At 58.0% G+C, this 26,042-nt stretch carries 21 protein-coding genes; 9 read left to right on the forward strand and 12 right to left on the reverse strand.

Features of this window, described 5'->3' with window-relative positions; all coding sequences use genetic code 11:
- Positions 1-10: 10 nt before the first annotated feature.
- Positions 11-1,648, reverse strand: coding sequence for an HNH endonuclease signature motif containing protein (locus L9H78_RS00525; RefSeq protein WP_249620139.1), 1,638 nt, complete (start codon positions 1,646-1,648; stop codon positions 11-13).
- Positions 1,649-2,230: 582 nt separating this feature from the next.
- Here L9H78_RS00525 and L9H78_RS00530 point away from each other — a divergent pair.
- Positions 2,231-3,538 carry an anaerobic C4-dicarboxylate transporter gene (locus tag L9H78_RS00530; protein WP_249620140.1) on the forward strand — a complete coding sequence of 436 codons (1,308 nt, stop codon included), beginning with the start codon at positions 2,231-2,233 and terminating at the stop codon, positions 3,536-3,538.
- A gap of 47 nt (positions 3,539-3,585) precedes the next feature.
- Here L9H78_RS00530 and panD read toward each other — a convergent pair whose 3' ends face one another.
- From panD to L9H78_RS00560, 6 genes are all read right to left on the reverse strand, one after another.
- Positions 3,586-3,999, reverse strand: a complete 414-nt coding sequence (gene panD, locus L9H78_RS00535; RefSeq protein WP_249620141.1) for an aspartate 1-decarboxylase — start codon at positions 3,997-3,999, stop codon at positions 3,586-3,588.
- A gap of 139 nt (positions 4,000-4,138) precedes the next feature.
- Positions 4,139-5,377 carry a galactokinase gene (gene galK / locus L9H78_RS00540; RefSeq protein WP_249620142.1) on the reverse strand — a complete coding sequence of 413 codons (1,239 nt, stop codon included), beginning with the start codon at positions 5,375-5,377 and terminating at the stop codon, positions 4,139-4,141.
- Positions 5,370-6,614 carry a galactose-1-phosphate uridylyltransferase gene (gene galT, locus L9H78_RS00545; RefSeq protein ID WP_249620143.1) on the reverse strand — a complete coding sequence of 415 codons (1,245 nt, stop codon included), beginning with the start codon at positions 6,612-6,614 and terminating at the stop codon, positions 5,370-5,372. The genes galK and galT overlap by 8 nt, the downstream gene beginning before the upstream one ends.
- A 14-nt stretch (positions 6,615-6,628) precedes the next feature.
- Positions 6,629-6,949: a hypothetical protein gene (locus L9H78_RS00550; protein ID WP_249620144.1), complete on the reverse strand. Its 321-nt coding sequence runs from the start codon at positions 6,947-6,949 to the stop codon at positions 6,629-6,631.
- 18 nt (positions 6,950-6,967) lie between these two features.
- Positions 6,968-8,623, reverse strand: coding sequence for a sodium:solute symporter family protein (locus tag L9H78_RS00555; RefSeq protein ID WP_249620145.1), 1,656 nt, complete (start codon positions 8,621-8,623; stop codon positions 6,968-6,970).
- Between the two features lie 168 nt (positions 8,624-8,791).
- Positions 8,792-9,742 carry an aldose epimerase family protein gene (locus L9H78_RS00560; protein ID WP_249620146.1) on the reverse strand — a complete coding sequence of 317 codons (951 nt, stop codon included), beginning with the start codon at positions 9,740-9,742 and terminating at the stop codon, positions 8,792-8,794.
- 312 nt (positions 9,743-10,054) lie between these two features.
- On the opposite strand from L9H78_RS00560, the gene L9H78_RS00565 reads away from it, so the two are divergent.
- Positions 10,055-11,662, forward strand: coding sequence for a PepSY-associated TM helix domain-containing protein (locus L9H78_RS00565; protein ID WP_249620147.1), 1,608 nt, complete (start codon positions 10,055-10,057; stop codon positions 11,660-11,662).
- 16 nt (positions 11,663-11,678) lie between these two features.
- Here L9H78_RS00565 and betA read toward each other — a convergent pair whose 3' ends face one another.
- Positions 11,679-13,451 carry a choline dehydrogenase gene (gene betA / locus L9H78_RS00570; RefSeq protein WP_249620695.1) on the reverse strand — a complete coding sequence of 591 codons (1,773 nt, stop codon included), beginning with the start codon at positions 13,449-13,451 and terminating at the stop codon, positions 11,679-11,681.
- Positions 13,452-13,670: 219 nt separating this feature from the next.
- On the opposite strand from betA, the gene betT reads away from it, so the two are divergent.
- A complete protein-coding gene (gene betT, locus L9H78_RS00575) occupies positions 13,671-15,860 on the forward strand; it encodes a choline BCCT transporter BetT (RefSeq protein WP_430622738.1) in 2,190 nt (729 codons plus the stop codon).
- A 136-nt stretch (positions 15,861-15,996) separates the two neighbouring features.
- On the opposite strand, the gene L9H78_RS00580 is transcribed toward betT, so the two are convergent.
- Positions 15,997-16,170, reverse strand: coding sequence for a hypothetical protein (locus L9H78_RS00580; protein ID WP_249620148.1), 174 nt, complete (start codon positions 16,168-16,170; stop codon positions 15,997-15,999).
- Between the two features lie 127 nt (positions 16,171-16,297).
- On the opposite strand from L9H78_RS00580, the gene L9H78_RS00585 reads away from it, so the two are divergent.
- The 3 genes from L9H78_RS00585 to L9H78_RS00595 all read left to right on the forward strand — a co-directional run bounded on the left by L9H78_RS00585 (position 16,298) and on the right by L9H78_RS00595 (position 19,846).
- The gene (locus L9H78_RS00585) at positions 16,298-17,245 is read left to right on the forward strand and encodes a S1 family peptidase (protein ID WP_249620149.1); all 948 of its coding nucleotides are present in this window, start codon (positions 16,298-16,300) and stop codon (positions 17,243-17,245) included.
- Between the two features lie 168 nt (positions 17,246-17,413).
- Positions 17,414-18,166 (forward strand): trypsin-like serine protease, encoded by a 753-nt coding sequence (locus L9H78_RS00590; protein ID WP_249620150.1) that lies wholly within the window; start codon positions 17,414-17,416, stop codon positions 18,164-18,166.
- 81 nt (positions 18,167-18,247) lie between these two features.
- The gene (locus tag L9H78_RS00595) at positions 18,248-19,846 is read left to right on the forward strand and encodes an aldehyde dehydrogenase family protein (RefSeq protein WP_249620151.1); all 1,599 of its coding nucleotides are present in this window, start codon (positions 18,248-18,250) and stop codon (positions 19,844-19,846) included.
- Here L9H78_RS00595 and L9H78_RS00600 read toward each other — a convergent pair whose 3' ends face one another.
- The gene (locus tag L9H78_RS00600; RefSeq protein WP_249620152.1) at positions 19,847-20,701 is read right to left on the reverse strand and encodes a PrsW family intramembrane metalloprotease; all 855 of its coding nucleotides are present in this window, start codon (positions 20,699-20,701) and stop codon (positions 19,847-19,849) included.
- 2 nt (positions 20,702-20,703) lie between these two features.
- On the reverse strand, positions 20,704-21,423 hold the full coding sequence (locus tag L9H78_RS00605) for a hypothetical protein (RefSeq protein WP_249620153.1): 720 nt from the start codon (positions 21,421-21,423) through the stop codon (positions 20,704-20,706).
- Between the two features lie 28 nt (positions 21,424-21,451).
- Between L9H78_RS00605 and L9H78_RS00610 the strand changes: the two genes are divergently transcribed.
- Entirely contained in the window at positions 21,452-23,464 is a 2,013-nt protein-coding gene (locus L9H78_RS00610; protein ID WP_249620154.1) for a M13 family metallopeptidase, read from the forward strand.
- Positions 23,465-23,509: 45 nt separating this feature from the next.
- Here L9H78_RS00610 and L9H78_RS00615 read toward each other — a convergent pair whose 3' ends face one another.
- The gene (locus L9H78_RS00615) at positions 23,510-24,124 is read right to left on the reverse strand and encodes a CG0192 family protein (RefSeq protein WP_249618043.1); all 615 of its coding nucleotides are present in this window, start codon (positions 24,122-24,124) and stop codon (positions 23,510-23,512) included.
- Positions 24,125-24,280: 156 nt separating this feature from the next.
- On the opposite strand from L9H78_RS00615, the gene L9H78_RS00620 reads away from it, so the two are divergent.
- Positions 24,281-25,147: an alpha/beta hydrolase family protein gene (locus L9H78_RS00620; protein ID WP_249620155.1), complete on the forward strand. Its 867-nt coding sequence runs from the start codon at positions 24,281-24,283 to the stop codon at positions 25,145-25,147.
- A complete protein-coding gene (locus L9H78_RS00625) occupies positions 25,147-26,031 on the forward strand; it encodes a glycosyltransferase (RefSeq protein WP_249620156.1) in 885 nt (294 codons plus the stop codon). The genes L9H78_RS00620 and L9H78_RS00625 overlap by 1 nt, the downstream gene beginning before the upstream one ends.
- Positions 26,032-26,042 lie beyond the last annotated feature (11 nt).

Genomic DNA, 26,042 nt, shown 5'->3' on the forward strand with positions numbered 1-26,042 from the left:
ACGACCCAGTTTAAAACGGCGGCACGGCATCAGACTTCTGCTGGGCGGCCGCCACCCAGGGGTCGCCTGCAACCTCGGGCTGAGTGATGGTGGACTCGTGTGTGCGATCCCGGGATTCTGCCACTGGCTCGAGGTTCCGTATCGCAGTAATTGCTTCTTGGATTTTGTCGATGTGTTTCCGGCAGGCGGCAATTTTGATCGTGCGGAAACTGTCGTGATTCAGCATGCTTTGTAGTTTTAAAATGTCGCTGTACCAGAGCTGTTGCTCCTCCGTCATTGTTTCCGATGTTCTTGACGCCCTAGAAGTTCTGGATGCTTTCGAGGTCTGCGATGAGTTCGACATGCCCGGTGTATCTGCTTGGTTGTTCTCTGCGGCCAGGCGCTGCATTTTTTGTGCTTCCTCGCGCTGTGCTTTGCGGTAGCACGACATTTTCTGTGCCACGTTTTGTACCCATCGGCGGTTCGGCTTAGCTAGTGGGCCTTCTGCTTCGGTGGATTGCCAGGTGCCGTCGGCGAATAACCATACGATGGTTGCGGTGGCTGGTTCGAAGATGGGGCGGGCGCGTTTGTCGGTTTTGATGTTGTGGTGGTGTTGGCATAGTGAAATGAGGTTGGCTGGGGTTGTTGGCCCGCCGTTGTGGTATTCGATGACGTGGTCCATTTGGCACGTGGTTGCGGGTTCCTCGCAGCCTGGGTAGCGGCAGTGTCCATCGCGTCCGGTTACGGCTGCGCGCATGGTTGGTGTGGTGGCATAGCCTGTGACTTCGTGGTGGGCGGTGGCATCCATGTCGTGGTGCTTGTCTGCCTTATCGGCGAGGCTATCGGCAGCGGTGCCAAACAGTGTGGTTACACCGGCGCCGGTATCTGTAGAGATGAATAGTGGGGCGTCGGCAACGTCGGTGGCGCGGTAGCAATTCAGGGTCACGGATGTGTGTGCTTTACCCAAGAGCAGATCGATGGTGGCGTCGCGAAGCGAAAGACCGGACTGCTGCGCGTGCTCACGGATGTGTGCATCGATTGTCACGGCGGTAGTGGCGTCAGTATCGAAGCGAATTTCATGCGTATCGGTATCGTTGCGCTCAAAATCGGGAATACCGTTAACATCGTAGGTTTTCCTGGGTGATTCCTTCTTCTTGTCTTTGCGCACCGAGGAATCAAGGGCATCAATTTCGCGAATGATCCGGTTTCTTATGACTCTTCTCGACGCCATCTGCTGGTTAGGTTTGGTAGGAGTGAGGAGATCTACGAGCAGCTCATCGATGGCGGCAAACAGGCTGGCATTGACGGCACCTGCTTTATTCAGAGCACGATCAATGGTGATCCAATGTTCGAGATCTAATTGCCACATCGAGGTTGCTAGCTTGCGCAGCTGCGGAAGGTCTGACATGCGGTAAAACGCGCTGGCGATGTCACCGGCCTTGTGGTTGCCAACACCGCTGGCTGCAGTGATATACCGCAACATGAGGTCGTAATCATCGCTGGCAAGATCAGTGATTCGTTTCCACGCAAAATAAGCGTGACGACGCAGCTCCAGCATCGTCATGGCGTCTTTATCGTGTGGATTGCAGTGGGTGAAATATACCTCTGGGAACTCAGAAGAATGCTGGACGCCTTGCTGGCTCTTGCGGCGATGGTTGTTCTTTGCCACGACGTCCCTCCCCGAACGTGATTGCTAACTAGAATGATTTTAGTCTAGCGATGAAAAGAATAAAAAGCAATGGTGTTCGAATGAAAGTATGCCCCATAAATTTGGGACACGGTGCTATGGAACCCTGGCGAACTTGGGTGTTGTGTGTGAATATGCGTGTAAAACTGCTTATAATGGCAAGGTTTTGGGGTTGTTTCTCGAGAATGCACGAGATCATGGCTGTTTTGTTGAACTAGAAGGCATGTTCGTATTTGTCGCATCGATCTGCTAGTCTGCTGGATATGAAAAATTATTTATGTTCGAATCGTTGCGGGCGAGTTCTTGGCAGCCAGTGACCTAGTTTTGGCGGTTAACGGCGTGGTCCAGTTTTGGCAGGCGTTTGGCTAAAAATCCGTCGGCGTGAGGAGGGATAAAACACATATGGGGAGCACCACAAATGCCCTGATTTTGAAAACCAAACCGACTGAGTGCGAGACAATGGAAGTGCGGGCATAACTGTAAACAACTAAACAGAGTTACAAGCAGTCAAAGCAGCCATAGGCAACTACAAGCAGCTACAAGAAAATGAAAGGGAGCATGGGCGTGGTTATTGTTCACATTGCTATCGTGCTCGGCGCCATCTTCCTCGGCGCACGAATTGGTTCCATCGGCATCGGTATGGCCGGCGGTTTAGGCGTCGTTCTGCTGGGCCTTTCTGGAATTCCCGTAACCCGGGAAGATATTCCTTTCGACGTCATCGCCATCATCATGACGGTCATCGCGGCGATCGCAGCGATGCAACGTGCTGGCGGCATGGACTACCTCGTGCACATTGCCGAGCGTTTCCTGCGTAAACACCCCAAGCGCATTACCTTCTACGCGCCAGTAGTTACCTGGCTGATGACAGTGCTCGCAGGCACTGGTCACACGGCCTTTTCGACGCTTCCGGTCATCGTAGAGGTAGCAAAAGAAGGCAAAGTGCGCCCATCACGCCCCTTGTCGGTAGCCGTTGTTGCTTCGCAAATGGCCATCTGTGCCTCACCGATTTCCGCCGCCGTCGTGTTGTTGGCTGGCCTGCTGGAACCTATGGGCGTTGGCTACCTGCAGGTGCTCGCGGTTGTCATCCCGGCGACCTTCATTTCAATCTTCCCGGCCGCCTGGTTAGCCAATAAATTCGGCAAAGAACTTGCCGATGACCCCGTCTACCTGGAGCGCAAAGCACAAGGCTTGGTGGCAGAACCACTCGGGGCAAAAAACTACCAGCCGCAAGCTGGTGCCAAAGCCTCCGTTTTGATTTTCCTCGCCGCCATCGTCATCGTCATGGCTTGGGCAACTATCACCTCCGATCAGGTTGGCCTCATCGCCGAGCCAACCTTGCCGCGAAATGAAGCCATTATGACGGTCATGCTGACTGCGGCGACGATCATCGTCATGCTCACCAAAGTCCCCGCTGGCGACGTTCTCAACACCCCGGTTTTCAAATCAGGCATGTCTGCCTGCGTGTGCGTATTGGGTGTGGCTTGGCTCGGAACCACGCTGATCAACCACTACCTCGATGACATTCAAAACCTCGCCGGTGGTGTCCTGGAATCTTCGCCATGGTTGCTTGCGGTGGTCCTCTTCTTCGGCGCGGCACTGCTGTACTCGCAAGCAGCGACGACCAAAGCGCTCATGCCAGCGGCACTTGCCCTCGGTGTCAACCCGGTCACAGCCGTCGCAGCCTTCCCGGCAGTATCCGCACTCTTTATCTTGCCGACGTACCCAACGCTGCTGGCGGCCGTCGAAATGGACGACACCGGCACCACGCGCATCGGCAAAGCAGTGTTCAACCACCCATTCCTGATCCCGGGCGTGGTCAGCATCGCCAGCTCTGTGCTGCTGGGCTACCTCTTTGGTTCTGTGATTCTCTAAAACTTAGTGATATCGGCTAGCTCATTTTGCGGGCGCCCCGGGGCCAGTTATTCCGGGCGCCGGGGGTTCAGCAGATCCGAGCCTTCCGGAGCATGCGCGGGATCGGCGCCGGATTCCAGCTGCTTATTCTGCTCGTCGACGAAAATCACCCGCGAGCGATAATCGCGCAGTTCTTCGTCGCTGTACTGCGCATACGCGATGATGATCACCAGGTCACCCGGGTTGATTAGTCGCGCGGCCGCACCATTGATTCCGATGATGCCCGACCCGCGCTCACCGGTGATCGCATAAGTGGTCAGACGATTGCCGTTGTTGATGTCGACGATGTCGATCTGCTCGCCTTCGAGAATGTCCGCGGCCTCCATCAGCGCGGCGTCGATGGTGCACGAGCCGACATAATGCAGATCAGCCTGCGTGACTGTGGCTCGGTGAATCTTGGATTTCAACATGGTACGCAACACGGCACATACCTTAGTCGGTGCGGTGGTGTGGTGATAAACGGTCGGATAAAGGCGTGATAAACGGCGTGCTAATGGGGTGATGAATGGTCGGGTAGAAAAGCGATAAATAGACTAGTAGGAATAAAACCCGCAGCTCGCGCTATGCTTCCCGACGCGCACCCGCCCCTGGCAGCGCCACCGCAAACTCGGGTTCGGCGAAACCGGCCTCGGCAAAAGCCCGCGCGATGGCCTCCGCGGCCACCTCCACGTTCTCAGAAGGCAACAAAGCAATCGACGAACCACCAAAACCGCCGCCGGTCATGCGCGCCCCCAGCGCACCATGTTGCATCGCGACGTCTACCGAAACATCCAACTGCGCCACGCTGACCTCATAGTCATCGCGCAGCGACGCGTGGCTGGCCTGCATAGATTCGCCAAAGCCTGCCAGATCACCAGCCCGTAGTTGCTCGATTGCAGTGGCAGTACGGGCAATCTCGCTGACGATATGCCGTACCCGCTTGCCGACGGTTGCCTGCCACGCAGCAGCATCCACCCCTTCCGGCTTATTCGCGCTTGCCCAGCGCGCAGATGCGGCCTCGGCATCGTCGGCATACCGCAGGCTATCGACTCCCAGATCAGCGGTGACGCCATCGACGACGGCACGACGTGAGGCGTACTGGCCGTCGGCAAGCGAATGCGGTGCGTTCGTATTAGTGATCAGCACGGCCAAGCCACGGTCGGCGATCTGGAACGGCACCTGGTGGGTGGAATCGGTGGCGAAATCAATCGCAAGCGCGTGGCCCGGCTCGGCGAATAACGCAATGCGCTGGTCCAAACCACCAGTGGAAGCACCGACGACCTCGTTTTCCGCGCGGATGGCAGCGTGCATCAAAGCGGTGCGGTCAATGCTGGTTTTGCTCAGATCCGCCGCCGCCAGGGCCACCGAACACTCCAGCGCTGCGGAACTCGACAACCCGGCGCCTACCGGAACGTCCGAGACAATCGCGATGTCCAGGCCCGGAACCTCGAGGCCCGCGGCCCAGACCGTGCCGACGACATAACCCGCCCAATTATCCGGATAACCGGGGCAAACCTGGTCCATGGCGATTTCCGCATGCATGGTTTCTGCCTGCGTGTTTTCCGCACCAAACTGCGAGACCACACGGTAGACGCCGTCGTGGTTCAGCGCCGCAGCCACATAAGTACGCTGCGACAACGCAAACGGCAGGCAGATACCACCGGCATAGTCGACGTGCTCACCGATCAGGTTCACCCGCCCCGGCGCAGACCACACGCCGGCGGGGTCAGCGGGCTTTGCAGCTCCGAAGTGCTCGCGGAACAGCGCGGTGACATCGGCGATTGCTTGTTCAGTGCTGCGGGTGGAAAACCAATTAACCATCGTGATCAGCTACCTCTTTTTCGGCGATTTCCTCGTTTTCTGCAACTTCTTTGATGTCGGCGACTTCCCGGAATCGTGCGGCGATGCGCTCCGGGGTGGTATCGGAAATCCAGGCCCCCTGGCCGGACTCACTACCAGCCAAGAACTTCATGCGGCCCGGCGAGCGCATCAACGAAAACAGCTGCAGGTGCAAGCGGCCATCTTCCGGCGCATTGACCGGGGCCTGGTTCCACGACGCAATATACGGGGTGCGTTCGACGCCGTCGAAAAAGCGATCCATGCGCCCGAGAATATCCAGGTACAACCGCGTCAACTCGTCTTTTTCGGCATCGTGCAGTTCCGCGAAATTCGGCACCGCGCGGTGCGGGACCAGCATGATCTCCACCGGCCACTTTGCCGCGGCGGGCACGAACGCCGTGAAATACTCGCCGTGGACGACGACGCGCTGGCCGTCGGCATGCTCGCATTCCAGGATGTGATCGAACAGGTCTGGGCCGGTTTCAGCGCCACCAGTGCCAGTGCCAGCGCCAGACCCGCCTTGCGCTTCCCGAAATTCCTGCGCGCGGGTAGCGATCTGCGCGGCGCGCTCCGGAACGAACGGATAAGCATAAATCTGGCCATGCGGGTGCTGCAGGGTGACGCCGATTTCCTCGCCCCGGTTTTCAAACGGGTAGACGTACTCGATGCCGGGCAGCTCAGAGAGTTCTTTGGTGCGGTGCGCCCAGGCCTCGACGATGGTGCGGGCCCGGGTATACGGCAGGTCCCGGAAAGACACCTGTGAATCCGGGGTAAAACAGACTACTTCGCAGCGGCCGTGCCCGGGTTTGCTGGGCACGAAAGCGGGCGTGGCCGTGCCTGTTGCAGGGTCAGAGCCAGCACCCAAGTCAGCCTGCGATTCCGACTGCGCCAGCGACGGGAAGCGGTTCTGGAACACTACGACGTCGTAGTCGTCGGCAGGAATCTCGGTGGGCAACTGGCCTGGACGCGTCGGTGCCAGCGGGTTCTCATTCGCCGGCGGCAAAAAAGTGCGGTTCATCCGGTGCGCGGCATAGGTATACCAGGCGCCGGTCAGTGGATCCTGGCGCAGCTCCGAAGCGCTGCTGGCGGCGGGTAACTCGCGTTCGTCGACAAGCGTGCGGGTGCGTTCGCCGGAGACGAACTCTGGCGTGTCATCGAAGTAGAGCAGCTCGCGGCCGTCGGCAAGCTGGGTGCGGGTAATGCGCATCGGATGCTGCATGGAAAACTCCAGACTTAACGGGTGGTGGAATCGTCGGGATTGGCTTCGGCTGCAGCGCTAGCCTCAGCTGCAGCGCTAGCTTCAGCCTCGTCGATTTTGATCGGATTGGCCTTCGTCCACCAGAAGAACACACCGGCGGCGATCAGCATCGCCACGCCGGTCCACAGGTTATATGAGGAATCCTTCGCTGCACCCGTCGCGGCATCCACGCCCGGGTCCAGGAAGAAGAAGCTCAGCAGCAAGATCAGGCCGTACAGGCCCAGCAGTGCGCCGATGACGTTACGGATATCGAATGCGCCGGCGGTGTGGGAGCGCTGCGATCCTTGTGTACTCATGATTATGCGTGCTCCTTGCTAGATGAAGATGATGTTGAGGATAACGACCAACACCAGGCACAACACACCCAACGGGATAGTGCGGCGGTACCACGGTAGGCCATCTTCGGTGGAATCTGTGAGGTTTTCCTTCGGGGTGACGGACTTGACGAAGCCCACCAGCTCCTCGTCCGGCTTTGGCTTGGTGACCAGGGACACGACGATGGAAACTAGGATGTCCACGACGAAGGCCAGCGATGCTGCGACAAACGCGGTGCCTTGGCCCGGCAGGTTGAACAGGCCAGCTTCGACAGCAGAGAAGGTAGCAATCGCCCAATAAACAATCGCAGAACCAGTACCGGCAACCAGACCAGCCCAACCAGCGGTCGGGGTCATGCGCTTCCAGAACATACCCAGGATGAAGGTGGCGAACAGCGGCGCGTTGAAGAAGCCGAACAAGGTTTGCAGGTAGTCCATGACGTTGCCGAAGTTCGACGCCAGCAGTGCAGTGAACACGGCAATGACGGTGGCGCCGATTGTCGCCAAGCGGCCGACGCGGGTGTAGTAGTCGTCCTCGCGGTCTTTGACCACGTAGGTTTGCCACAGGTCATAGGAGAACACGGTGTTGAATGCGGAAATATTCGCGGCCATACCAGCCATGAATGCAGCCAGCAGACCAGCCAAAGCGATACCCAGCAGGCCGTTCGGCAACAGATCGCGCATCAGGTACAGCATGGCGTCGTTGGGTTCTGCAGAACCATCCATCAGTGGGGTGACGGTGGCTCCGGCGATCATGCCCGGGATGACGACGATGAACGGCACGAACATCTTCGGGAACGCACCAATGATCGGGGTTTTGCGTGCCGACGACAACGAATCCGCAGCCATGGAACGCTGCACCTCAACGAAGTTGGTGGTCCAGTAACCGAAGGAAAGCACGAAGCCGAGGCCGAAGACGAGGCCAATCGCGGAAACGATGGGGTGGTCAAAACCAGAAATTTCCGTACCGGGCCAAGCGCTGAAGTGGCTCGGATCAGCTACTTTTTCCTTCAGCCCAGACCAGCCGCCGACGCTGTGCAAACCGATCAGGGTCAGTGGCAGCAGGGCAGCGATGATGACGAAGAACTGCAGCACCTCGTTGTAGATGGCAGCCGACAGGCCGCCCAAGGTGATGTAGGAGAGCACGATGACGGCGGCGATCACCAGCGTGACCCACAGTGGCCAACCCAGCAGTGAGTTGACGACTTTGGCCAGCAGCAACAGGTTAATACCGGCGATCAGCAGCTGCGCCAAGGCAAACGACAAGGCGTTGACCAGGTGCGCACCATTACCGAAACGACGGCGCATAAACTCGGGGACCGAACGAACCTTGGAGCCGTAGTAGAACGGCATCATCACGATACCCAGGAATACCATCGCTGGGATTGCGCCGATCCAGAAGTAGTGCATCGTTTCGAAGCCGTACTGCACACCGTTGGCGGACATGCCGACGATCTCGACGGCACCCAGGTTGGCGGAAATAAAGGCCAGGCCCGTCACCCAGGCTGGTAGCGAGCGTCCAGACAAGAAGAAGTCGATGGAACTCGACACCTTTGACTTCGCTGCCCAGCCGATGCCCAGCACGAACAAGAAATAAATCGCCACCAGGGTGTAGTCCACCCAGGATGCATTCAAAAGCAGGGCGTCTTCCTGCATAACGGGAACCTCCCGGAAAATAGGCCTTCCCCAAAGCCGAGGAAGACCTGCATCGCTGGCCCGCTCGGTCCCTGTGTGAAGGAAAATGGATGTGCACCTAGCAGCGAAAACTACCCAAGTTAGGTAACCATCACATGAAAGGTGTTTTTCGGCGCATTCATCATAACCTTAAAGGGTTGGTTTAGGGTGAGGTGGGGTCGAAGTGGCGGAAATTCCGAAACGGAAGCTCATGCTGCTTGCCGACGCCAACTGCAGCAAACTTTCGTCACTGCGCAGCGCATTTGGCGGGCACGTCATCGGTTCCACGGCGACAGCCCGGCCGATACTCGGGGCAGATTCCGGGGAAGTATAAACCTGACACCAACTGAAATGCTCATCCGCCCACAGTATGGCGCCGTGGCCGTCGGCATTGCGCAGCTCGATCTGGTGGGCTGCGTGATCGCTGCTGGTTTGGGGTGCCTCCATCCGGAAACAATGGTCCAGCTCTATTCCCTCCATATGTTGGTGCTTGCCGACGATCTCCGCGGCCGGAATTTCCGGCCCCGCCGGAAGCAAGCGGTCTGGGTCGAGCGGCAGATTCGTGGCTGCTGGCATGGATAAGGTGCACTCATCCAGCGGTGCACCCAGCGCGCTGAGGTACGGGTGCCAGCCCACGCCGAAAGGGCTGGATTCGGTGCCAGGGTGGGTAGTTTCGGTGCCGGTATTGGTGACAGTGAGTTCTGCGGACAGGCCATCGTCGGCAAGCGCCCAGGTGATGGAATAGTGCAGCGGCCAAGCCCATTCGGTGCGCGCCGGGCCCTGCCACTGCAAAGTCACGGCACCGGGGGAGCGGTCGGTGATTTCCCACGCAGCTTCGGCGGCAAAGCCATGCAAGGCATTGTTGCGGTCGGGCTCGTTGCAGGCTAGGCGGTGGATGGTGCCGTGGTGGGAAAAGATTCCGTCGCCGGTACGGTTGGGCCACGGTGCGAGGAGTGCTCCGGCGGTGAACGGACGCGCGTGCTGATAGCCCGCTACCAGGGGTTTTTCGTCGTAAAGCAAGGTGGCCAGGCCAGCACCATGCGGGTCGATCGTGGCGGTGTAGTTGCCAGCGGAGATCTGCATTGCAGCGTGAGAGGTCATGCCCAGCAGTTTAAATCGTGTGGTGGAAAACCCCGCGGTGGTGTGGCTCAAGCGAGCCGTAATTGCGCACTATTCGGAAAATTGGCGAAAATTGTTAATTTAGAGGGGGTGCTAATCTAACAATTTTGCGTCGCATGCCTATTTTGCTGGGAAGTTTCAACCGGTTGACTTGAAAAGATCATTAACCCGAAACGTTAAAAATTGCTTGGGAACTTTTTCCATTCGGGGTGCGACTACTTTGTGTAGTTCGCGGCTGCAGACGAGAACTTCACCAAAACAAGTTTTAGTCCCCGAACCCGAAGGCTTTTGTCCATGACTCTACGCCAAGATCGCCCAGCGCAAGCATCTGCAACGATGCCTGCTGGCGCCGTCGATGAGACCTCTGCGCGCAATAAACGTGGCGCACGCAAACCCAATGCACTGGTTGCGCTGCTCCGACGCCTGCATTTCTATGCTGGCATGTTCATCGGACCGTTCCTGCTCATCGCCGCCATCAGCGGTGCACTGTATGCAGTCGCACCCACCGCAGAAAAGCTGGTGTATCAAGACGTACTGACCGTCACCCCGCCACCTTGGGCGGAAGGCGTTACCAACACCATCTCGCTGGAAAAGCAGGTGAATAATGCCCACGAAGCCTTCCCGGATCTGGATATTGCTCAGGTGTGGCCATCCTCGGAACCTGGTGAGACCACCCGCGTGCTGCTGATCGATGAAACCATCGACGAGGCAGAACTGCGCAGCGTGTTCGTCAACCCGTACACCGGAGCCGTCGTTGGTGACGAGCCATCTTATTCCGGTCTGGGCGAGCTGCCGCTGCGCCGGTGGATCTCGCACCTGCACGAAAGCATGCACTTGGGCCCAGTAGGTGAGTTGTACTCGGAGCTGGCGGCCAGCTGGTTGTGGTTCTTTGCCTTGGGTGGCCTGGTGTTGTGGGCTTCCCGCAATAAAAAGGTGCAGCAGCTATTCGGGTTCGCTAAGGCTCGGGCTGGCAAAGAAGCGAAAAATGGTGACGCCCAAGAGGGCAAGGACGTTAAGGACGCCAAGGAGGGCAAAAAGAAAGGCAGCGGACGTCGTCGCTTGGTGAACTTGCACGGTGTGACGGGTACCTGGATGCTCATCGGCATGCTGGCGCTGTCGGTCACCGGAATTACGTGGTCCACTTACGCTGGCGGAAACGTGAACCGCACCGTGGAAGCGTTGCAGTGGCGGGCGGATCCGATCACCACGGAACTCAGTGGGGAATCGGCAGCAGAGGCAGACCCGCACGCGGAACACGCTGGCCACGGCGGTGGCGGCGGCGCGGAAGCAGAATCTGAGGCTCGTGCTTGGACCCCGGAGGAAATCGCCGAACAGGCCGATCAGGTTCTGGCGACGGCTCGTGAAGAGGGTCTGACTGGTTCATTACGCATGTACCCAGGCGAAAGCGTGGAGCACGGCTGGCAGGCCAGTGAGCGCTGGACTGAATGGCGTACCACCTCGGATGCTATTTCCGTCGATGGTGAGACCGGCGAAGTCATTGACCGCCTGCCATTTTCCGAGCTGCCACTGTTTTCCAAGCTGACCTCGTGGGGCATCTATCTGCACATGGGGATCATGTTCGGCTTGCCGCTGCAGATCCTGCTGCTGGTCACCGCCCTGGCTATCGCCGGGTTGGTGGTGCTGGGCTACCTGATCTGGTGGAAACGCCGCCCAACCCCGGGCGCAACCGCAGGCATCCCAGGGCCACGCACCAAGCTGAGCAGCACACAGTGGATCATCGTTGCAGTATTCCTGGTGGCCGTGGGCGGTTTCTTGCCGCTATTCGGAATTAGCTTGGCAGCGATGCTGCTTGCCGACGTCTTGCTCAGCAAGCGCGCCGGGCACACAGGGCACACCGGGCACGAAACCAGGCGTGCAGCTGTCGACGGCGCACGTGCTTAATTAGGATCGGTTTTTATTACTCCCAGGAGCTAGGCGCCTCGACGTGGTCGCGGCGTTTCTCTCCTTCGGCGTACAACGGCATGTCCTGACCGGCACGGTAGAACGGCGCGTTGTTTGCTGGCAGTGGGTTCTTGCCCTTGATCAAATCTGCTGCCTTCTCCGCGACCATCATCGTCGGCGCATAAATATTGCCGTTGGTGATTGATGGGAAGACCGAAGCGTCGACGACGTACAAGCCTTCGGTTCCCCACACCTGCATGGTGTCTGGGTCCACCACTGCCATTGGGTCGTCCTCCGCACCCATCTTTGCAGTACAGGAAGGGTGCAAAGCGGTTTCGCCGTCGTTGCGGACCCACTCCAGGATCTCCTCGTCGGTTTGCACAGCCGGGCCAGGGGAGAATTCGCGGGTGCCGTGCTCGGCCATCGCGTCGGTGGCCATCAGCTCACGTGCCTTGTGCACGGCTTCGACCCATTCGCGGCGGTCCTGCTCGGTGCGCAGGTAGTTGAACAGCATCTTTGGCTTGACGTGTGGGTCTGCCGACTGGATGCGCACCCAGCCCTTGGTGTCGGAGAACATTGGGCCGACGTGCCACTGGAAACCATGCTTGACTTTGGCTGGGGTGCCGTCGTAACGCACCGCCATAGGCAGGAAGTGGAACATCAGGTTCGGGTACTCTTCGTCGTCGTTGGAACGCACGAAGCCACCGGCCTCAAAGTGGGAGGTTGCCACAGGGCCCTTGTGGGTCAGCAACCACTGCAGGCCCATGAACGGCCAACGCCACTTGCGCAGGTAAGGCTGCGAGGAATGCGGCGTATCTACCTCATACTGGATGTAGACCTCCAGGTGATCCTGCAGGTTTTCGCCCACGCCTGGCAGTTCCTTGACGACGTCAATGCCGTGCTCTTCCAGCAATTCGCGCGGGCCCACGCCGGAAAGTTGCAGCAGCTGTGGCGTGTTGATAGCGCCGGAAGCCAGAATGACCTTGTCCGCGTAGATGCGTCGGGTAGCACCCTGCCATTCGTATTCCACGCCCTTGGCGGTGGTGCCGTCGAAAATTACGCGACGGGTGAAAGCCTGGGTGCGTACTTCCAGATTTTCCCGCTGCAAGATTGGGTGCAGGTAGGCGCGTGCCGACGAATGGCGGCGGCCTTTTTTAATATTGCGGTCGAAAGGCGCGAAGCCTTCCTGCCGGTAGCCGTTGACGTCGTTGGTCAGTTCGTAGCCGGATTCCTGCACGGATTTGAATAGTGCCTGGAACAGCGGGCTGGTCGCTGGGCCGCGGGAAAGATACAGCGGGCCGTTGTGGCCGCGGCGCGGATCGTTGGCGTCGGCGCCTTTCGCGGTTTCCATTTTGTTGAAATAAGGCAGGCAGTGTGCGTAGTCCCAGTGCTCTAGACCTGGGTTTTCTGCCCACTTTTCATAATCCAGCGGGTTGCCTCGCTGGAAAATCATGCCGTTGATGGAACCGGAACCACCCAATACTTTGCCGCGGGCGTGAGGCACGCGGCGGCCATTCATCTCTGGTTCTGGCTCGGTTTCGTAGAGCCAGTCGTAGTCTTTATCGCCGATGGGGAAGGAGAAGCCCGAAGGCATGTGGATGAAAAGGTCCCAGATGCTGTCTGGGCGTCCGGCTTCCAGGACGACGACGCGGGTATCAGGGTCTTCGGTCAAGCGGTTAGCAACCACCGATCCTGCAGATCCACCGCCGACGACGACGACATCGCTGACCTCGTCGGTAACTGGCGCCGAGTTTTTCGACGCTTTTTTGGCCGAGGTCGCGGCATTCATGGAATTAAACAGTCGCGAAAAAATGCTCACGCTGTGTCCTTTCTACTGCTAGGGCCCACGGCGGTAGCCGTGTGCGGAACAACCCACCAGCCTAGCTGTGAAAAATAGCCCTAGCCAATAACTGTGTGATGGTATACAGTCAAAAAGCTTGAAAACTGAGAATTGGTTCAAAGTAGAATCAAAAAATCCGCACAACGCATCCGCAAAATGCAGCAGCATATGCGTAACAGTAAAAATAAGGAGATGGTGGTGGCTGAACAAGCTGAGCCGCAATCGACAAATACTAGGGCTTCGCGGTTTATCCCGCGGGCTCTGGTGGGAACCTTCCGTGCAGAAACCGGTTATGATCACGGCGACGACGTCCCAGTGGCGAAGCCGAACTGGGTGGTGTTTGGTTTTTCCAGTGCGATCATCCTGGCAATCGCGCTTTACACGTTCATTGCTACGGAATCTGCGGAAAATAACCTGAACGCGATCACCAGCTGGATCGCCGGTAATTTTGGCTGGTTTTATATTTTGACTGCCACCGCGGTGGTCATCTTCGTGTTGGTCGTAGCATTTTCCCGCACCGGCAGTATCCGGCTGGGGCCGGACCACTCCCGTCCGAAGTACAGCCTGTACACCTGGGCATCGATGTTGTTCGCTGCCGGTATCGGCGTCGACCTGATGTTCTTCGGTGTCGCTGAACCACTCACGCAATACTTTGAGCCACCAACCACGGACCCAGAAACTTACGCCGCGGCGAAAGAAGCCGTGGCCTGGGCTATGTTCCACTATGGAATCGTCGGTTGGGCCATGTATGCGTTGATGGGTATGGCTTTTGGCTACTTCGCCTACCGCTTGAACATGCCGTTGGCGATCCGCTCGGCGCTGTATCCCATCATCGGCAAGCGTATTCACGGTGCTGCTGGTCATTCCGTGGAAGTCGCCGCGATGCTGGGTACCGTTTTCGGTATCGCGGCGTCGCTGGGCATCGGTGTGGTCCAGCTCAGCTATGGTTTGCACATTATCTTCGGCTTTGAGGTGACCATGGGCTTGCAGGCTACCTTGGTTGCCGTCGGCGTGATCGTGGCGACGATTTCCGCTATATCCGGCGTCGACAAGGGTATTCGCCGTCTTTCGGAGCTCAACGTGGCCGTCGCCATTTTCTTGGGCTTGTACGTGCTTATCGCCGGTAAGACCGCCTGGTTGCTGAACTCGCTGATCGATAACGTCGGCACGATGCTGGCGAGTTTCCCGGCTTGGGTGATGGACACCTACGCCTACGCGGATGATCAGGAAGCCGTCAGCGCGTGGATGGAAGCCTGGACACTGTTCTTCTGGGCCTGGTGGATTGCTTGGGCGACCTTCGTCGGCCTGTTCCTGGCACGCATTTCCCGCGGCCGCACTCTGCGCCAATTCGTCATCGGTACCTTGATGTTCCCATTCCTATTCATCGTGCTGTGGATGTCGTTTTTTGGTAACTCGGCACTGGATTTGGTCATGGGCGGCAATAATGAAGAATTTGCCGAAACCGCGATGGCACAGCCGGAGTCCGGTTTCTATGAGCTGCTGGGCACCTACCCGGGTGCGTCCGCACTGATTTTGCTGGCCACCCTGTGTGGTTTGCTGTTGTACATCACCTCGGCGGACTCCGGTGCGCTGGTGATGGCGAACTTCACCTCGCACATCATTGACCATCGTCAGGATGGCGCGCCGTGGTTGCGCGTGTTCTGGTCGCTGACCGTCGGCGTATTGACGCTGGGCATGTTGGGTATCGGTGGCGTGGCCGCGGTGCAGGCTGCCACGGTGATCATGGGCTTGCCGTTTGCTTTCGTGATGTGGATGGTGATGTTCTCGCTGTGGAAGTCCCTGCGGCAAGAAAATATCCAACGCGATTCCCGTGCAGTGGCGCTGCACTCCGCGATCGCCGGTCGTGTTGCCGGTGCCCGGTGGAAATCCCGGATTGGTCGTGCCAACCGCTGGCCAAACGGCGAGGAAATTACCGCGTACTTCGAGAACACCGCCACCCCTGCGCTGGAGAAACTCTGCACTGAGTTGCGTAATGAAGGCCTGGATGCCCGTTTGCTCACCAGCTTGGTACCGGAGTGTCAGTTGCCGCAGCTGGACCTGGAAATTCAGCTGGGCGACGAGCGCGAGTTCCGTTATCAGTTGTACCCAATCCAGACTGAAAGCCCGGATTTCGTAGACGGAAATAGTGATTATTATCGCTTGGAAGTCTTCGATAACAACGGATCCATGGGCTTTGACGTCTATGGCTACGACGAAGATCAGCTGATCAATAACGTGCTTGACCTCTACGATCGCCACTTGGAGTACCTGCACATGCAGGCGCCGCTGCGTGGTTCTTCGGACCTGTCGGATAATTCGGATCCGGTTCGCAGCTGGAAGGAAGACTTCTCCGAATAAAGCCGGTGTTATTGACCCTGGCTAGTAACCGCGGTGCGATTAGCGCGTCAGCAGTACAGCTATAGTGAAGCCCCCAGATCACCTTGTAGGCAACAGTCCGCTGTGATTCCGGGGGTTTCTTGCTGTTCGGATGAAGCTATTGTGTGGCTTTTATTGTCCAAAAAGAAGTAACAGCAGCAGCTGTCAGGAAAGTTGGAATCAAAAGCCACAGTCCGCCGGTGGAGTCAACAAAAATCATCAACAGTATAGGGATGATCAATGCTGCCCATGCGGCAATGATGCACGACTGTGCCAGTTTTGAATAGCTCATGAGAACTCCTTAGCAAAAAGCAGCAGCTCCGGTGTTAGCAGTGTGTAGATTATCGCATTCATTAAATAACTTGCGACCCATATTCAGATCATTACAAGACTTCTCCGAATAAAGTATTGTATTGCGCATGAGTACAAAAAAGATTGCGCTGTCCTTAACTGCTGCCGCAACGATGGCAGCAAGCATCATTACCGCTCCAGTCGCTCACGCCGTACAGGGCGGAACTCCAGTTTCCGATGACGATGCGAACGCGAAAAACGTCGTTATCGTCTCCGGATGCACCGGCACCGCCATCAGCCCACACTGGGTGTTGGCTGCACGGCATTGCTTCGGTGACGGCACCACCGCAAAGCTGGTGCGCACCGGAATTGAAAAGACCGGCACTAAAGGCTCCGAAGAGGTCTATCACGCACCAAGTGGCGATATTTCCTTGGTGCGCATGTCTACGCACTCCTCATTTGATTTTGACAGCTACCCAGAGCTGGCCACTGAAGAACCGAAGCCAGGCCAGGTAGGAACCTTCTACGGCTGGGATAACACCTCACACAAGCGCTTGCCGCATTCACAGGCTGAGGTGCAAGGTATATACCAGGACGGTAGCTACGACAACGGCAAGATGTATACCGTGCACCACAAAGATGGTGCGTACTCGCAGCCAGGTGATTCCGGCGGGCCGTTCTTCATCAACGGCAAGCTGTCCGGTGTGGCTTCCGCAATTTCCGGTGATGGCGTGCCACTGAATTTGGCCGATATCTCTGCGCAGCTGGACTGGATCAAACAGACCATGGCGAAAAACGGTGACGAGCCAAACCTGGGCAATGGCGCGGTTAATGGCATGGACAAAATTTTGCAGGAGAAGGGGCTGCAGAAGCCGGGAGCGGAAAAAGATAAAGAAAACGGGCAGCAAACTCAGGAGCAGGCAGCAAATCCAGAGCAGCCCCAGCCACAGCAACCACAACCGCAGCCAGAGAGCCAGGAACCAAAGCCTGCGCAAACAAAACCTGGAAAGCAGCAGCCAGCGAAACCTGCACGGCCTAACCAGGGCAGCCCGCTGCTGTCGTCGTCCAGCCTGTAAATTTCTGTCCGGGAATTTCCTTTTTGGGCCACGCTGAAATGAACCGCAGAAGAATTGTCTGATGCGGTTTTACACAGGGGGTATGCGGGGCTTAACGGATTGTTAAATAACTCTCATATGGTTTTTAGTCGAAATGGAGACTTTTCCAAATGAAGTAACATGTCCCGCATGAACATAAATAAGATTGCGCTGTCCTTAGCTGCTGCCGCAACGATGGCAGCAAGCATCATTGCCGCCCCGTCCGCTCATGCCGTGCAGGGCGGCACTCCGGTCTCGGATGACGATGCACTGGCGAAAAACGTCGTCATCGTTGGCGGATGTACCGGAACTGCCATCAGCCCGCACTGGGTTTTGGCAGCAAAACACTGCTTCGGCAACGGCACCACGGCACACATGTTGCACACCGGTGTCGAAAAGACTGGAGTGGATGGCACCGAAGAGGCCTACCACGCACCAACCGGCGATATTGCCCTGGTGCGTATGTCCACGCATTCCGCATTCACATTCGACAGCTACCCAGAGTTGGCTACTGAAGCGCCAAAGCCAGGACAAGTGGGTACCTTCTACGGCTGGGATAGCACCGCGCACAAGCGGCTGCCGCACTCCCAGGCAGAAGTGAAAAACTTATATCAAAACGGCAGCTATAACAACGGCAAAATGTACACGGTTCACCACAAAGACGGAGCGTATGCACAGCCTGGTGATTCCGGCGGGCCATTGTTCATTGACGGCAAGCTATCCGGCGTAGCCTCCGCGATTTCTGGCAACGGAACGCCGATGAACTTGGCCGATATCTCAGCTGAGATCAACTGGATCAAGCAGACTATGGCGCGCAATGGAGATGAGCCAAATCTGGGCAATGGAGCGGTCAACGGCATGGATAAACTGTTGCGGTTGAAAGGTTTCTTGCCACGGGCGTGAGCAAACTTGCACAGCGCGGGGACATCTTTCGCAGTAAAATTGGGGTATTCAGACACGAAAACCCAAGCGAAAGGTGTCATTTTGACCAACGCGAATAACCGCAGCACGCTGTTTGACCCCACCACCACGGACTTGCTTGCCGACGTCTACCGCGCCGGAAACGACGCCCCAGCCAGCTTGTTCATTGGTGGGCAGTGGCGCCAGGCGCAAGAAGGCGGCACTCGCACCATTAACTGCCCTGCTGATGGCACCACGGTGGGCATGGTCTCGGAAGCCACGGATGACGACACCATCGCGGCTATCAAGGTAGCCCGTGAAACTTTTGACTCCGGCGTGTGGTCGTCGGTGCCAGCCCGGGACCGTGGCCGTCTGGTCATCGGCATTGCAGATAAAATCCGGGAAAATAAAGAACTCTTCGCCGCCGCAGAATCCGCAGACACCGGTAAGCGCTTCGAAGATTCTCTGGTGGATATGGACGATATCGCCGCAGCCTTCGAACACTTCGGCACCTTGATCGGCCACCAGGCCGGCCGCGTGATCGACCCGGGCATGGATAATGTGCGCTCGCGCATTGATCACGAACCAGTCGGCGTCGTCGGCATGGTTACCCCATGGAACTACCCGCTGCTGCAGGTCGCCTACAAGGTCGCACCAGCCATCGCTGCTGGTAATACCTTCGTGCTCAAGCAAGCAGAACTGACCCCACACACCGCGATGCTGCTGATGGCCGTCACCAAGGAACTCGGCTTGCCCGACGGCGTGGCCAACCTGATCACCGGTGCAGGCGCAAACTGCGGTAACCCATTGTCTACCCACCCGGATGTGGACATGGTCTCGTTCACCGGTGGCCTGCAAACCGGCAAGCTCATCGCCCGCAACGCGGCAGAAACCGTCAAGCGCGTGGCCCTGGAACTAGGCGGCAAAAACCCGAACATCATCTTCGCGGATGCAGACTTCGACGTTGCCGTCGACAACGCGTTGAACGGCGCGTTCTTCCACTCCGGCCAGGTTTGCTCGGCGGGTTCGCGCATTCTGGTGGAGGAATCGCTGCACGATAAATTCGTCGAAGAATTTGCCAAGCGCGCCAACAACATCAAGTTGGGTGGCCCAACCGACGACAAGGCCGAAACCGGCCCGCTGATTTCCGCCGAGCACCGCGAAAAAGTCGCCGGTTATGTAGAAGAAGCCCGCGAGCACGGCGCGAAGATCCTCTCTGGCGGGCGCGTTGCCACCAGCGAGGACAGCAACGGCCAGCACGGCACCGGGCAGTCGGATCTGGGCGCAGGTTTTTATTACTTGCCGACGGTCATCGACGGCGTCGACCGCAATGCCGACATGGATTTCGTTTACGACGAAGCCTTCGGCCCAGTCGTCACCATCGAGACTTTCCGCGATGAAGACGAAGCCCTGGAGATCGCCAACGACACCATTTACGGCCTGACAGGCGCAGTATTTACCACCGATGCCGGTAAAGCCGAGCGCATCGTGCGCGGGCTGCGTCACTGCACCATCTGGATCAACGACTACCACCCATACCTGCCGCAGGCAGAGTGGGGCGGTTACAAGCAATCCGGTAACGGCCGCGAGCTAGGTGAGGTCGGCTTAGCGGAATACCAGGAGCACAAGCACGTGTACCATAACCTGACGCCTACCGTGCACGGTCAGTTTGGCCAGCAGTAACTAGTGAGTCGGTTGCTTATTCGGTAACTGGCTGACCGCCGTGTACAACTCGTCGTGGGGTTTGGCCGCTTTGTAGGCGGCCACCCAGACGTAGATAAACGACACGTACAGCACGATTCCGGTGACGATCTTGCTGCCGATGAGCAGCACGAGGTCGTCGCCAAGAATATTCCAGCCAAAGTGGCAGGCGAACGCCACGGCAAACCAACCCAGCGCGTGCGTGAGCCGCCACCCCAGGCTCCGGTCAGCGGCAAACAATGCCCAACCGATGCCCCAACCCGCCAGACCGGTGAACGCGATATGTAAAAACGGGCCGAGGAACACCCGCGCAGCCCAAATCTGCAGCACACCCATGATGTCTGAGGACGGGTGGATCGGCGACATGACGATGCCGTAAAGCAGATTTTCAAAAGATTCAAAACCTAAGCCAACCAGCATGCCGATGACAAAACCATGCCACGGGCGGTTGAGCTGCTTAAACGCCAATAAAATAAAAACTACGCCGGTGGCTTTCGCGATTTCTTCGGGGTACGCCCCGCCCCAGGACGCGGCTGTTGTCGTGGCGCCGGTATGTGCGGCGAGATCAATAATCGACGGCGCGCTCACCGACACCAGTGCGTAGCTGGTGCCCGCACCCCACAGCACCGCCAACAACGCGGGTGCCCAGCCCTGGTATGGCCACAGGCGGGTCTTGCGAACCACTGCGATGAGAATACCCAGATACAACACAGTGAACACTGTGCTGATTACCGCTGGCACGGGGAGGGCGAGAGCATGCGTTAGCACCGGCAGAACCATGAATGGCAAGCCCAGCAGGATGAACAAAAACAGCGAATAGCGGAATAATTTACTCATGATTATGCGACCCGCCTGACGGTGTGTGCTTGTGTGTTGCTGTGCGTTTGCGTGCTCGGATGCGGTGCTGCGTTATGCACGGGTTGTGGTTCTGGGGGCAGCAGCGGATTGTCCGCCGCATCACTGCCTGTTCCGGTATAGCTTTGCAGCAGTTCACGGACGATTTTTGGCAATTCCTCGCCGGAAATTTCCCGCCAGGAGCCGGTGACAATATCTAAGTTTTCGTTGATGCGCCCACGGAACACGATGACCTGGGAAGCGCCGAGTTGGCTCGTCGACATGGCGATACCGTGGCCGTTGGGCTCGATAAGCAAACGCTGTTCGCCTGCGCGCAGAATATCGCCTTCGGGCAGGTCGGTGCCCGCCACAAAACGAAACATGCGGCGTAGCGTCAGGTCCGGATCACCGGCGTGCGGGGTAGTCAGCGACTCAATGTGTAGACCAGGGCAGTTCCAGCCCTGCCCGGTCAGCGCCATGGCATCAACGGGGCATTCCCGGTCCGCTAGGTGTATCTCTGCACCGGCCACAGGGTCTTTCACCACCAGGGGAGTGGTGGCCTGCTGCGCCGACGGGGTGACCTTGTTGAGCACCACCGGAGCGAGCATGGCGGCGACGACCACCAGGACAAGCACCACCCACAGCAACGTGGTGCGTTGCGGCTGGCTACGGTACAAGCGCAGTTGGGTGGGGCGCAGATTGGGCAGAGAAACTGGAGCGGGCATGCTAGCCAGCCTAGTAAACTAGGCAAACATGAATGACCTATATAGCTATGTCAACGGCCCGTGGTTGGAAAACCATGTGATCCCGGACGATCGCGCCGTGGATGGCACCTTTCACAAATTGCGTGATCAGGCCGAAGAAGATGTTCGCGAGATCGTGAACGAGGACAACGGCCGCGCCGGTAACCTGTTTGCCTCTTTCATGGATACCGAAGGCGTCAATGCTGCTGGGTTGGAACCGCTTGCCGACGACTTCGCCAAGCTTTCTGTCGCTGATATTGGTGAGTTCGTAGAAAACCTGGGTGCACTGGAACGCGTTGGCGTCGGCAGCCCGCTGACGTTCTGGGTAGAAAAGGATTCTGGCAGTGAAGATTCGGTGGCCTACCTGGTGCAATCCGGTCTTGGTCTCCCGGATGAGGCCTACTATCGCAGCGAAACCCATGCGGAAACCTTGGCTGCCTACCGCGAACACGTCGCAAAGATGCTGGGCTTTGTGGATCCCGCGAAGCTGTTCGGGTTGGATGCCGACGTGGCCGCAGAGCGCATCGTGGCCCTGGAAACCGAAATCGCCTCTGGGCATTGGGATGTGGTTGCTAGCCGCGATGCCCTGAAAACCTACAACCCGACGGATTTCGACGAGCTGCCAGAGTTGATCCAGCGCTTGCTACGTGGTGGCAACTTGCCGGAGCACCGCCTGGTGAACATGATGCCGAGCTATGTGGAACATCTAGTTGGGCTGCTTACCGACGACCGGTTAGCGGACTGGCAGCTGTGGGCCACCTGGCACATTTTGCTCTCCCGCGCGGGCATTCTGCCAGAAGAAGTGACCGAGACGAATTTCAATTTCTACGGCCGCCAGCTCACTGGTTCCACCGAGCAGCGCGATCGCTGGAAGCGTGGCGTCGGCATCGTGGAATCTCTGGTGGGGCAAGAGATCGGCAAACTCTTCGTCGACAAGCACTTCCCGGCCTCGTCTAAGGAAGACATGCTGGAGCTGGTGGATTACCTGATTCGCGCCTACCGCCAGCGCATCTCTGAGCTGGAGTGGATGACGCAAGCTACTCGTGAACGTGCGTTGGAGAAACTGGAACAGTTTAAGGCGAAAATCGGGTACCCGGATACCTGGCGGGACTATTCCGGCCTGGAGTTCTCCCCGAAAGGTGCCGATCTGGTGGCAAACGTGCGCGCCGGGGCTGCGTTTAGCCATGACTATGAGCTGGGTAAGGTTGGCAAACCAGCGCGTCGCGACGAGTGGGTGGCCAATCCGCAGACGGTCAACGCGTTTTATAACCCAGTGGTCAACGACATCACCTTCCCGGCCGCGATTTTACGCGCACCGTTCTATAACCCAGAAGCAGATGCCGCGGAGAACTTCGGTGCGATTGGTTCCGTCATCGGGCACGAGATTGGTCACGGTTTTGACGACCAGGGCTCGAACTACGACGGCCAGGGCAACCTGAACCAGTGGTGGTCGGATGAAGACCGCGCGGCTTTCGACGAGCTGACCGAGAAACTGGTGCAGCAATTCGATGGTTTGGTGCCATCAGTGCTGCGGGACGCGGGAAGCGGTACGGACGGTTCTGCCTCCAGCTCTGATAATGCTGAAAACGCTGATGGTGCAGAGAATTCTGCCAACGCTGAGAAGCCGGGCGTGAACGGTGAGTTCACCTTGGGTGAAAACATTGGCGACCTGGGCGGATTGGGTATCGCCGTGGTGGCGTACCGGTTGTATCTGCAGGATCGCGGCATGAGCTACGACGACACTGCCGTGGAAGCCTTTGCTGTTGAAGACGCGCAACCTGAGCTTTATGAGCGGAAGTTCAACGGCCTACAGCGGCTGTTCCTGGCCTGGGGGCGGGTGTGGCGTACTGCGATTCGCCCAGAGATGGCGAAGCAGTACTTGGCCATCGACCCACACTCACCAGCGGAATTCCGCTGTAACCAGATCGCAGCAAACATCGACGAATTCTACGAGGCCTTCGAAGAAGTCGGCCCGGATTCGCCGATGTATCTGCCGCCGGAACAGCGCGTGAGCATTTGGTAGCTACTGCGCAAGCAGCTCGTAGCTAGCAGTGCGCAGCTGCCTGCGTTATTTCACCGTGAGGCTGGCGAGGACATACTCTTCGCCATTGTCGCGGTGCACGCCCAGCAAGCCATAGGTGTCTTTTTCATCTTGCTCGCTGGGCGTTAATTCTGTGCGGAAATGCAGCTCAAAGTTTTTCACTTCACCGTCGACGTTGACGGTGCCTTCCGCGAAATCAACGGTGCCCTTGTCTAGGTGTACTGCGCTGATGTGGGCATCGGGGGATTTTCCGGTGCCGCGGATGGCGAAAATCGGGATGATGCCGTTGGAAAACGCCGCGCCCCGCTGCCCAGTCATCATGGCGCGTACCCACTGTTCCACGGCGACGGAATCGCATAGTCCGTAGGCTACGGAGCGTTGTCCCAGTACAGAATGTTGCATGGACACGATCGGGTTAGCTGCCGCGCGTGGGTCCAGGTTGTCTGCGGCGCGGTAGCTGAGTGATAGTTGGCGGAGCTGTTCGGAATCGTCGGTGCCCACATAGACCTCGATGCCGACTTCCCCGGCTGGGTCCACCAGGCGGTAAAAGCCCTGCAAGTCGGTGATATTGCCGTATTGTGCGGCGATTTCTTCTTTGCCTGGCTGTAACTTCGCATCAAAAATTTCTGCGACTGCGGTCATCAGGGACTCCTTTCACATGGATCACTGTTGGGCCCTATAGTACCGAGCCAGGCCTGCCTGACGCCTGGATTAGACGCCTCGACCCGAGGCCTGGATTGGAAGTCTGGATTAGGTGGCTGGACTAGCCAGCTGGACTAGCCACGTAAACTACAATTCATGACGGAAAATAGTGCGATCAATAAAAACGTCAGCAAGCAGCGCCCAGAAGGCTTAAGTGCGGAAGAAGCACGCATGTACGACGATTTTCAGATCGGCGGCCACGAGCGCGAGATGCCGGAAAGCGAACGCTTGGAGCAGCTGGCGTCGTTTATTGATGCCCACTACGATAAACCCGCTGGTTGGGAGGCAGAGGCCGGCGCAGCCCAGTCGGGAACTGACCACCCCGGCAACCAGCTTGCCGACGCGCGCGCAGAAATCGAAAATTACCTGGCCCGTCTGCCGGACCGCATCACCCACGCTGCGATGATCATGCTGGGAAGCGCGGTGGACCATTCGTTGCCAGTTACGGCCTATGCCCAAGGAATTGAGACACGGGACGATGAGTTTGGCCGGTGGTACCTGCCAGAAAACCCACGTGGGGTGGCCGTCGCGGTGGTTGGTGGCTGGTGGTATGCCGGTGCTGCCCGCGAAATGTCGTGGGAGCCGGAGATCGCCGCATTGGCTGGTTATTCGCAGCGGGCAATTTTCAGCGTGCATTTTCCTTTGCTGCCGGAGGCTTCTGCTGCAGAAGCTAGTGCATTTGTACGCCGTGCGGTGGAGGCAGTGCGTGCTTCGGCGGAAACCACTGCAGAAAGCAACGAGTTGCTCGCGTGGGGCAAGTGGGCTGGGGCCGATTTGTTGCTGGAGCACGCTGACCTGGTCGACGCCCTGGTGCTCACTTTCGGCAGTGCAGATTCTTCTGCGGCTGCGGGCGTCGGCAAGCGGGTGGTGCGGCAGCAACTTACCGCACACCGCCACGTTGCCACGCCTACCACGGCGCGTGCGGCAGTCCGGGAAATTGCGGAGTTGTGGGGAATTCGCTGATGCCAATTGAGCCAAAAGAGCCAAATGAGCCGACTGCTCCGCGGCTGCAGAGCGATCTCAGCGTGATCATGTCGGTTTATCACAAGGACCAGCCCGATGCCTTGCGTGCGTGCCTGGATTCTTTACTGCACCAGACGCGCCCGGCGGAAGAAATCCTCGTTACCGTCGATGGCCCCGTTGGGCAGGAGCTGGACGCGGTGTTGGCGGAATATGCCGATCACATCACGTTGTTTCGTTTGCCAGCAAACTGTGGGGCTGCCATCGCGCGCCAACGTAGCTTGGATGAGGTCACAACCACCTACACCGCAGTGATGGACGCCGATGATGTGTGCTTGCCGCACCGCTTCGAGTTCCAACTGGCCGCGCTTGCCGACGACAACCTGGACCTAGTGGGTGCGGCCATGTATGAATTCGACGGGGATGGTGACGGTGAGCCGGAAGAACTTATCGTGGCGCGTCGTCCGGGAACGCCCACCGAGGAAATTGCCAAGAAAGTAAAAACGGTGACGCCGTTCAACCATCCGACGATCATCATGCGCACAGAACTCGCACGCGCAGCTGGTGGCTATCGTCCGGTGGCGTTGTTGGAAGACTACGACTTTCTGGCACGCATGCTGGCACACGGGGCAAAGGCCGCGAACTTAGTGGAACCTTTATTGTACTTTCGGGTGAATGATGCGATGTTTCAACGCCGCTTGCACAAAAAGGCGTTTGTTTCCGAATGGCGGCTGCAGCGTAACTTGGTCAGCTATGGTCTGATCTCGTGGCCCCGGGCCGTGTTTAATTTTTTCGCGCGTAATACTTTCCGGGTACTTCCGCCGCCGCTGCTGCGATTTGCGTATCGGGTGTTGTTCCGGTCAGAAGCCGGGGCAGGAAACAGCTAAAGGAGCAAATT

The sequence above is a fragment of the Corynebacterium pseudodiphtheriticum genome (genome assembly GCF_023509295.1).
GTDB classification, from domain to species: domain Bacteria; phylum Actinomycetota; class Actinomycetes; order Mycobacteriales; family Mycobacteriaceae; genus Corynebacterium; species Corynebacterium pseudodiphtheriticum.

Coding starts and splice junctions, on each gene's coding strand:
- L9H78_RS00580 (WP_249620148.1), bottom strand. CDS start 16,170: ATGAGCTATTCAAAACTGGCACAGTCGTGCATCATTGCCGCATGGGCA.
- galT (WP_249620143.1), bottom strand. CDS start 6,614: ATGCAGCATCCGATGCGCATTACCCGCACCCAGCTTGCCGACGGCCGC.
- L9H78_RS00600 (WP_249620152.1), bottom strand. CDS start 20,701: ATGAGTAAATTATTCCGCTATTCGCTGTTTTTGTTCATCCTGCTGGGC.
- betT (WP_430622738.1), top strand. CDS start 13,671: ATGCGTAACAGTAAAAATAAGGAGATGGTGGTGGCTGAACAAGCTGAG.
- L9H78_RS00560 (WP_249620146.1), bottom strand. CDS start 9,742: ATGACCTCTCACGCTGCAATGCAGATCTCCGCTGGCAACTACACCGCC.
- L9H78_RS00615 (WP_249618043.1), bottom strand. CDS start 24,124: ATGACCGCAGTCGCAGAAATTTTTGATGCGAAGTTACAGCCAGGCAAA.
- betA (WP_249620695.1), bottom strand. CDS start 13,451: ATGAATGCCGCGACCTCGGCCAAAAAAGCGTCGAAAAACTCGGCGCCA.
- L9H78_RS00555 (WP_249620145.1), bottom strand. CDS start 8,623: ATGCAGGAAGACGCCCTGCTTTTGAATGCATCCTGGGTGGACTACACC.
- L9H78_RS00590 (WP_249620150.1), top strand. CDS start 17,414: ATGAACATAAATAAGATTGCGCTGTCCTTAGCTGCTGCCGCAACGATG.
- L9H78_RS00565 (WP_249620147.1), top strand. CDS start 10,055: ATGACTCTACGCCAAGATCGCCCAGCGCAAGCATCTGCAACGATGCCT.
- L9H78_RS00550 (WP_249620144.1), bottom strand. CDS start 6,949: ATGAGTACACAAGGATCGCAGCGCTCCCACACCGCCGGCGCATTCGAT.
- galK (WP_249620142.1), bottom strand. CDS start 5,377: ATGGTTAATTGGTTTTCCACCCGCAGCACTGAACAAGCAATCGCCGAT.
- L9H78_RS00585 (WP_249620149.1), top strand. CDS start 16,298: ATGAGTACAAAAAAGATTGCGCTGTCCTTAACTGCTGCCGCAACGATG.
- L9H78_RS00610 (WP_249620154.1), top strand. CDS start 21,452: ATGAATGACCTATATAGCTATGTCAACGGCCCGTGGTTGGAAAACCAT.
- L9H78_RS00605 (WP_249620153.1), bottom strand. CDS start 21,423: ATGCCCGCTCCAGTTTCTCTGCCCAATCTGCGCCCCACCCAACTGCGC.
- L9H78_RS00620 (WP_249620155.1), top strand. CDS start 24,281: ATGACGGAAAATAGTGCGATCAATAAAAACGTCAGCAAGCAGCGCCCA.
- L9H78_RS00625 (WP_249620156.1), top strand. CDS start 25,147: ATGCCAATTGAGCCAAAAGAGCCAAATGAGCCGACTGCTCCGCGGCTG.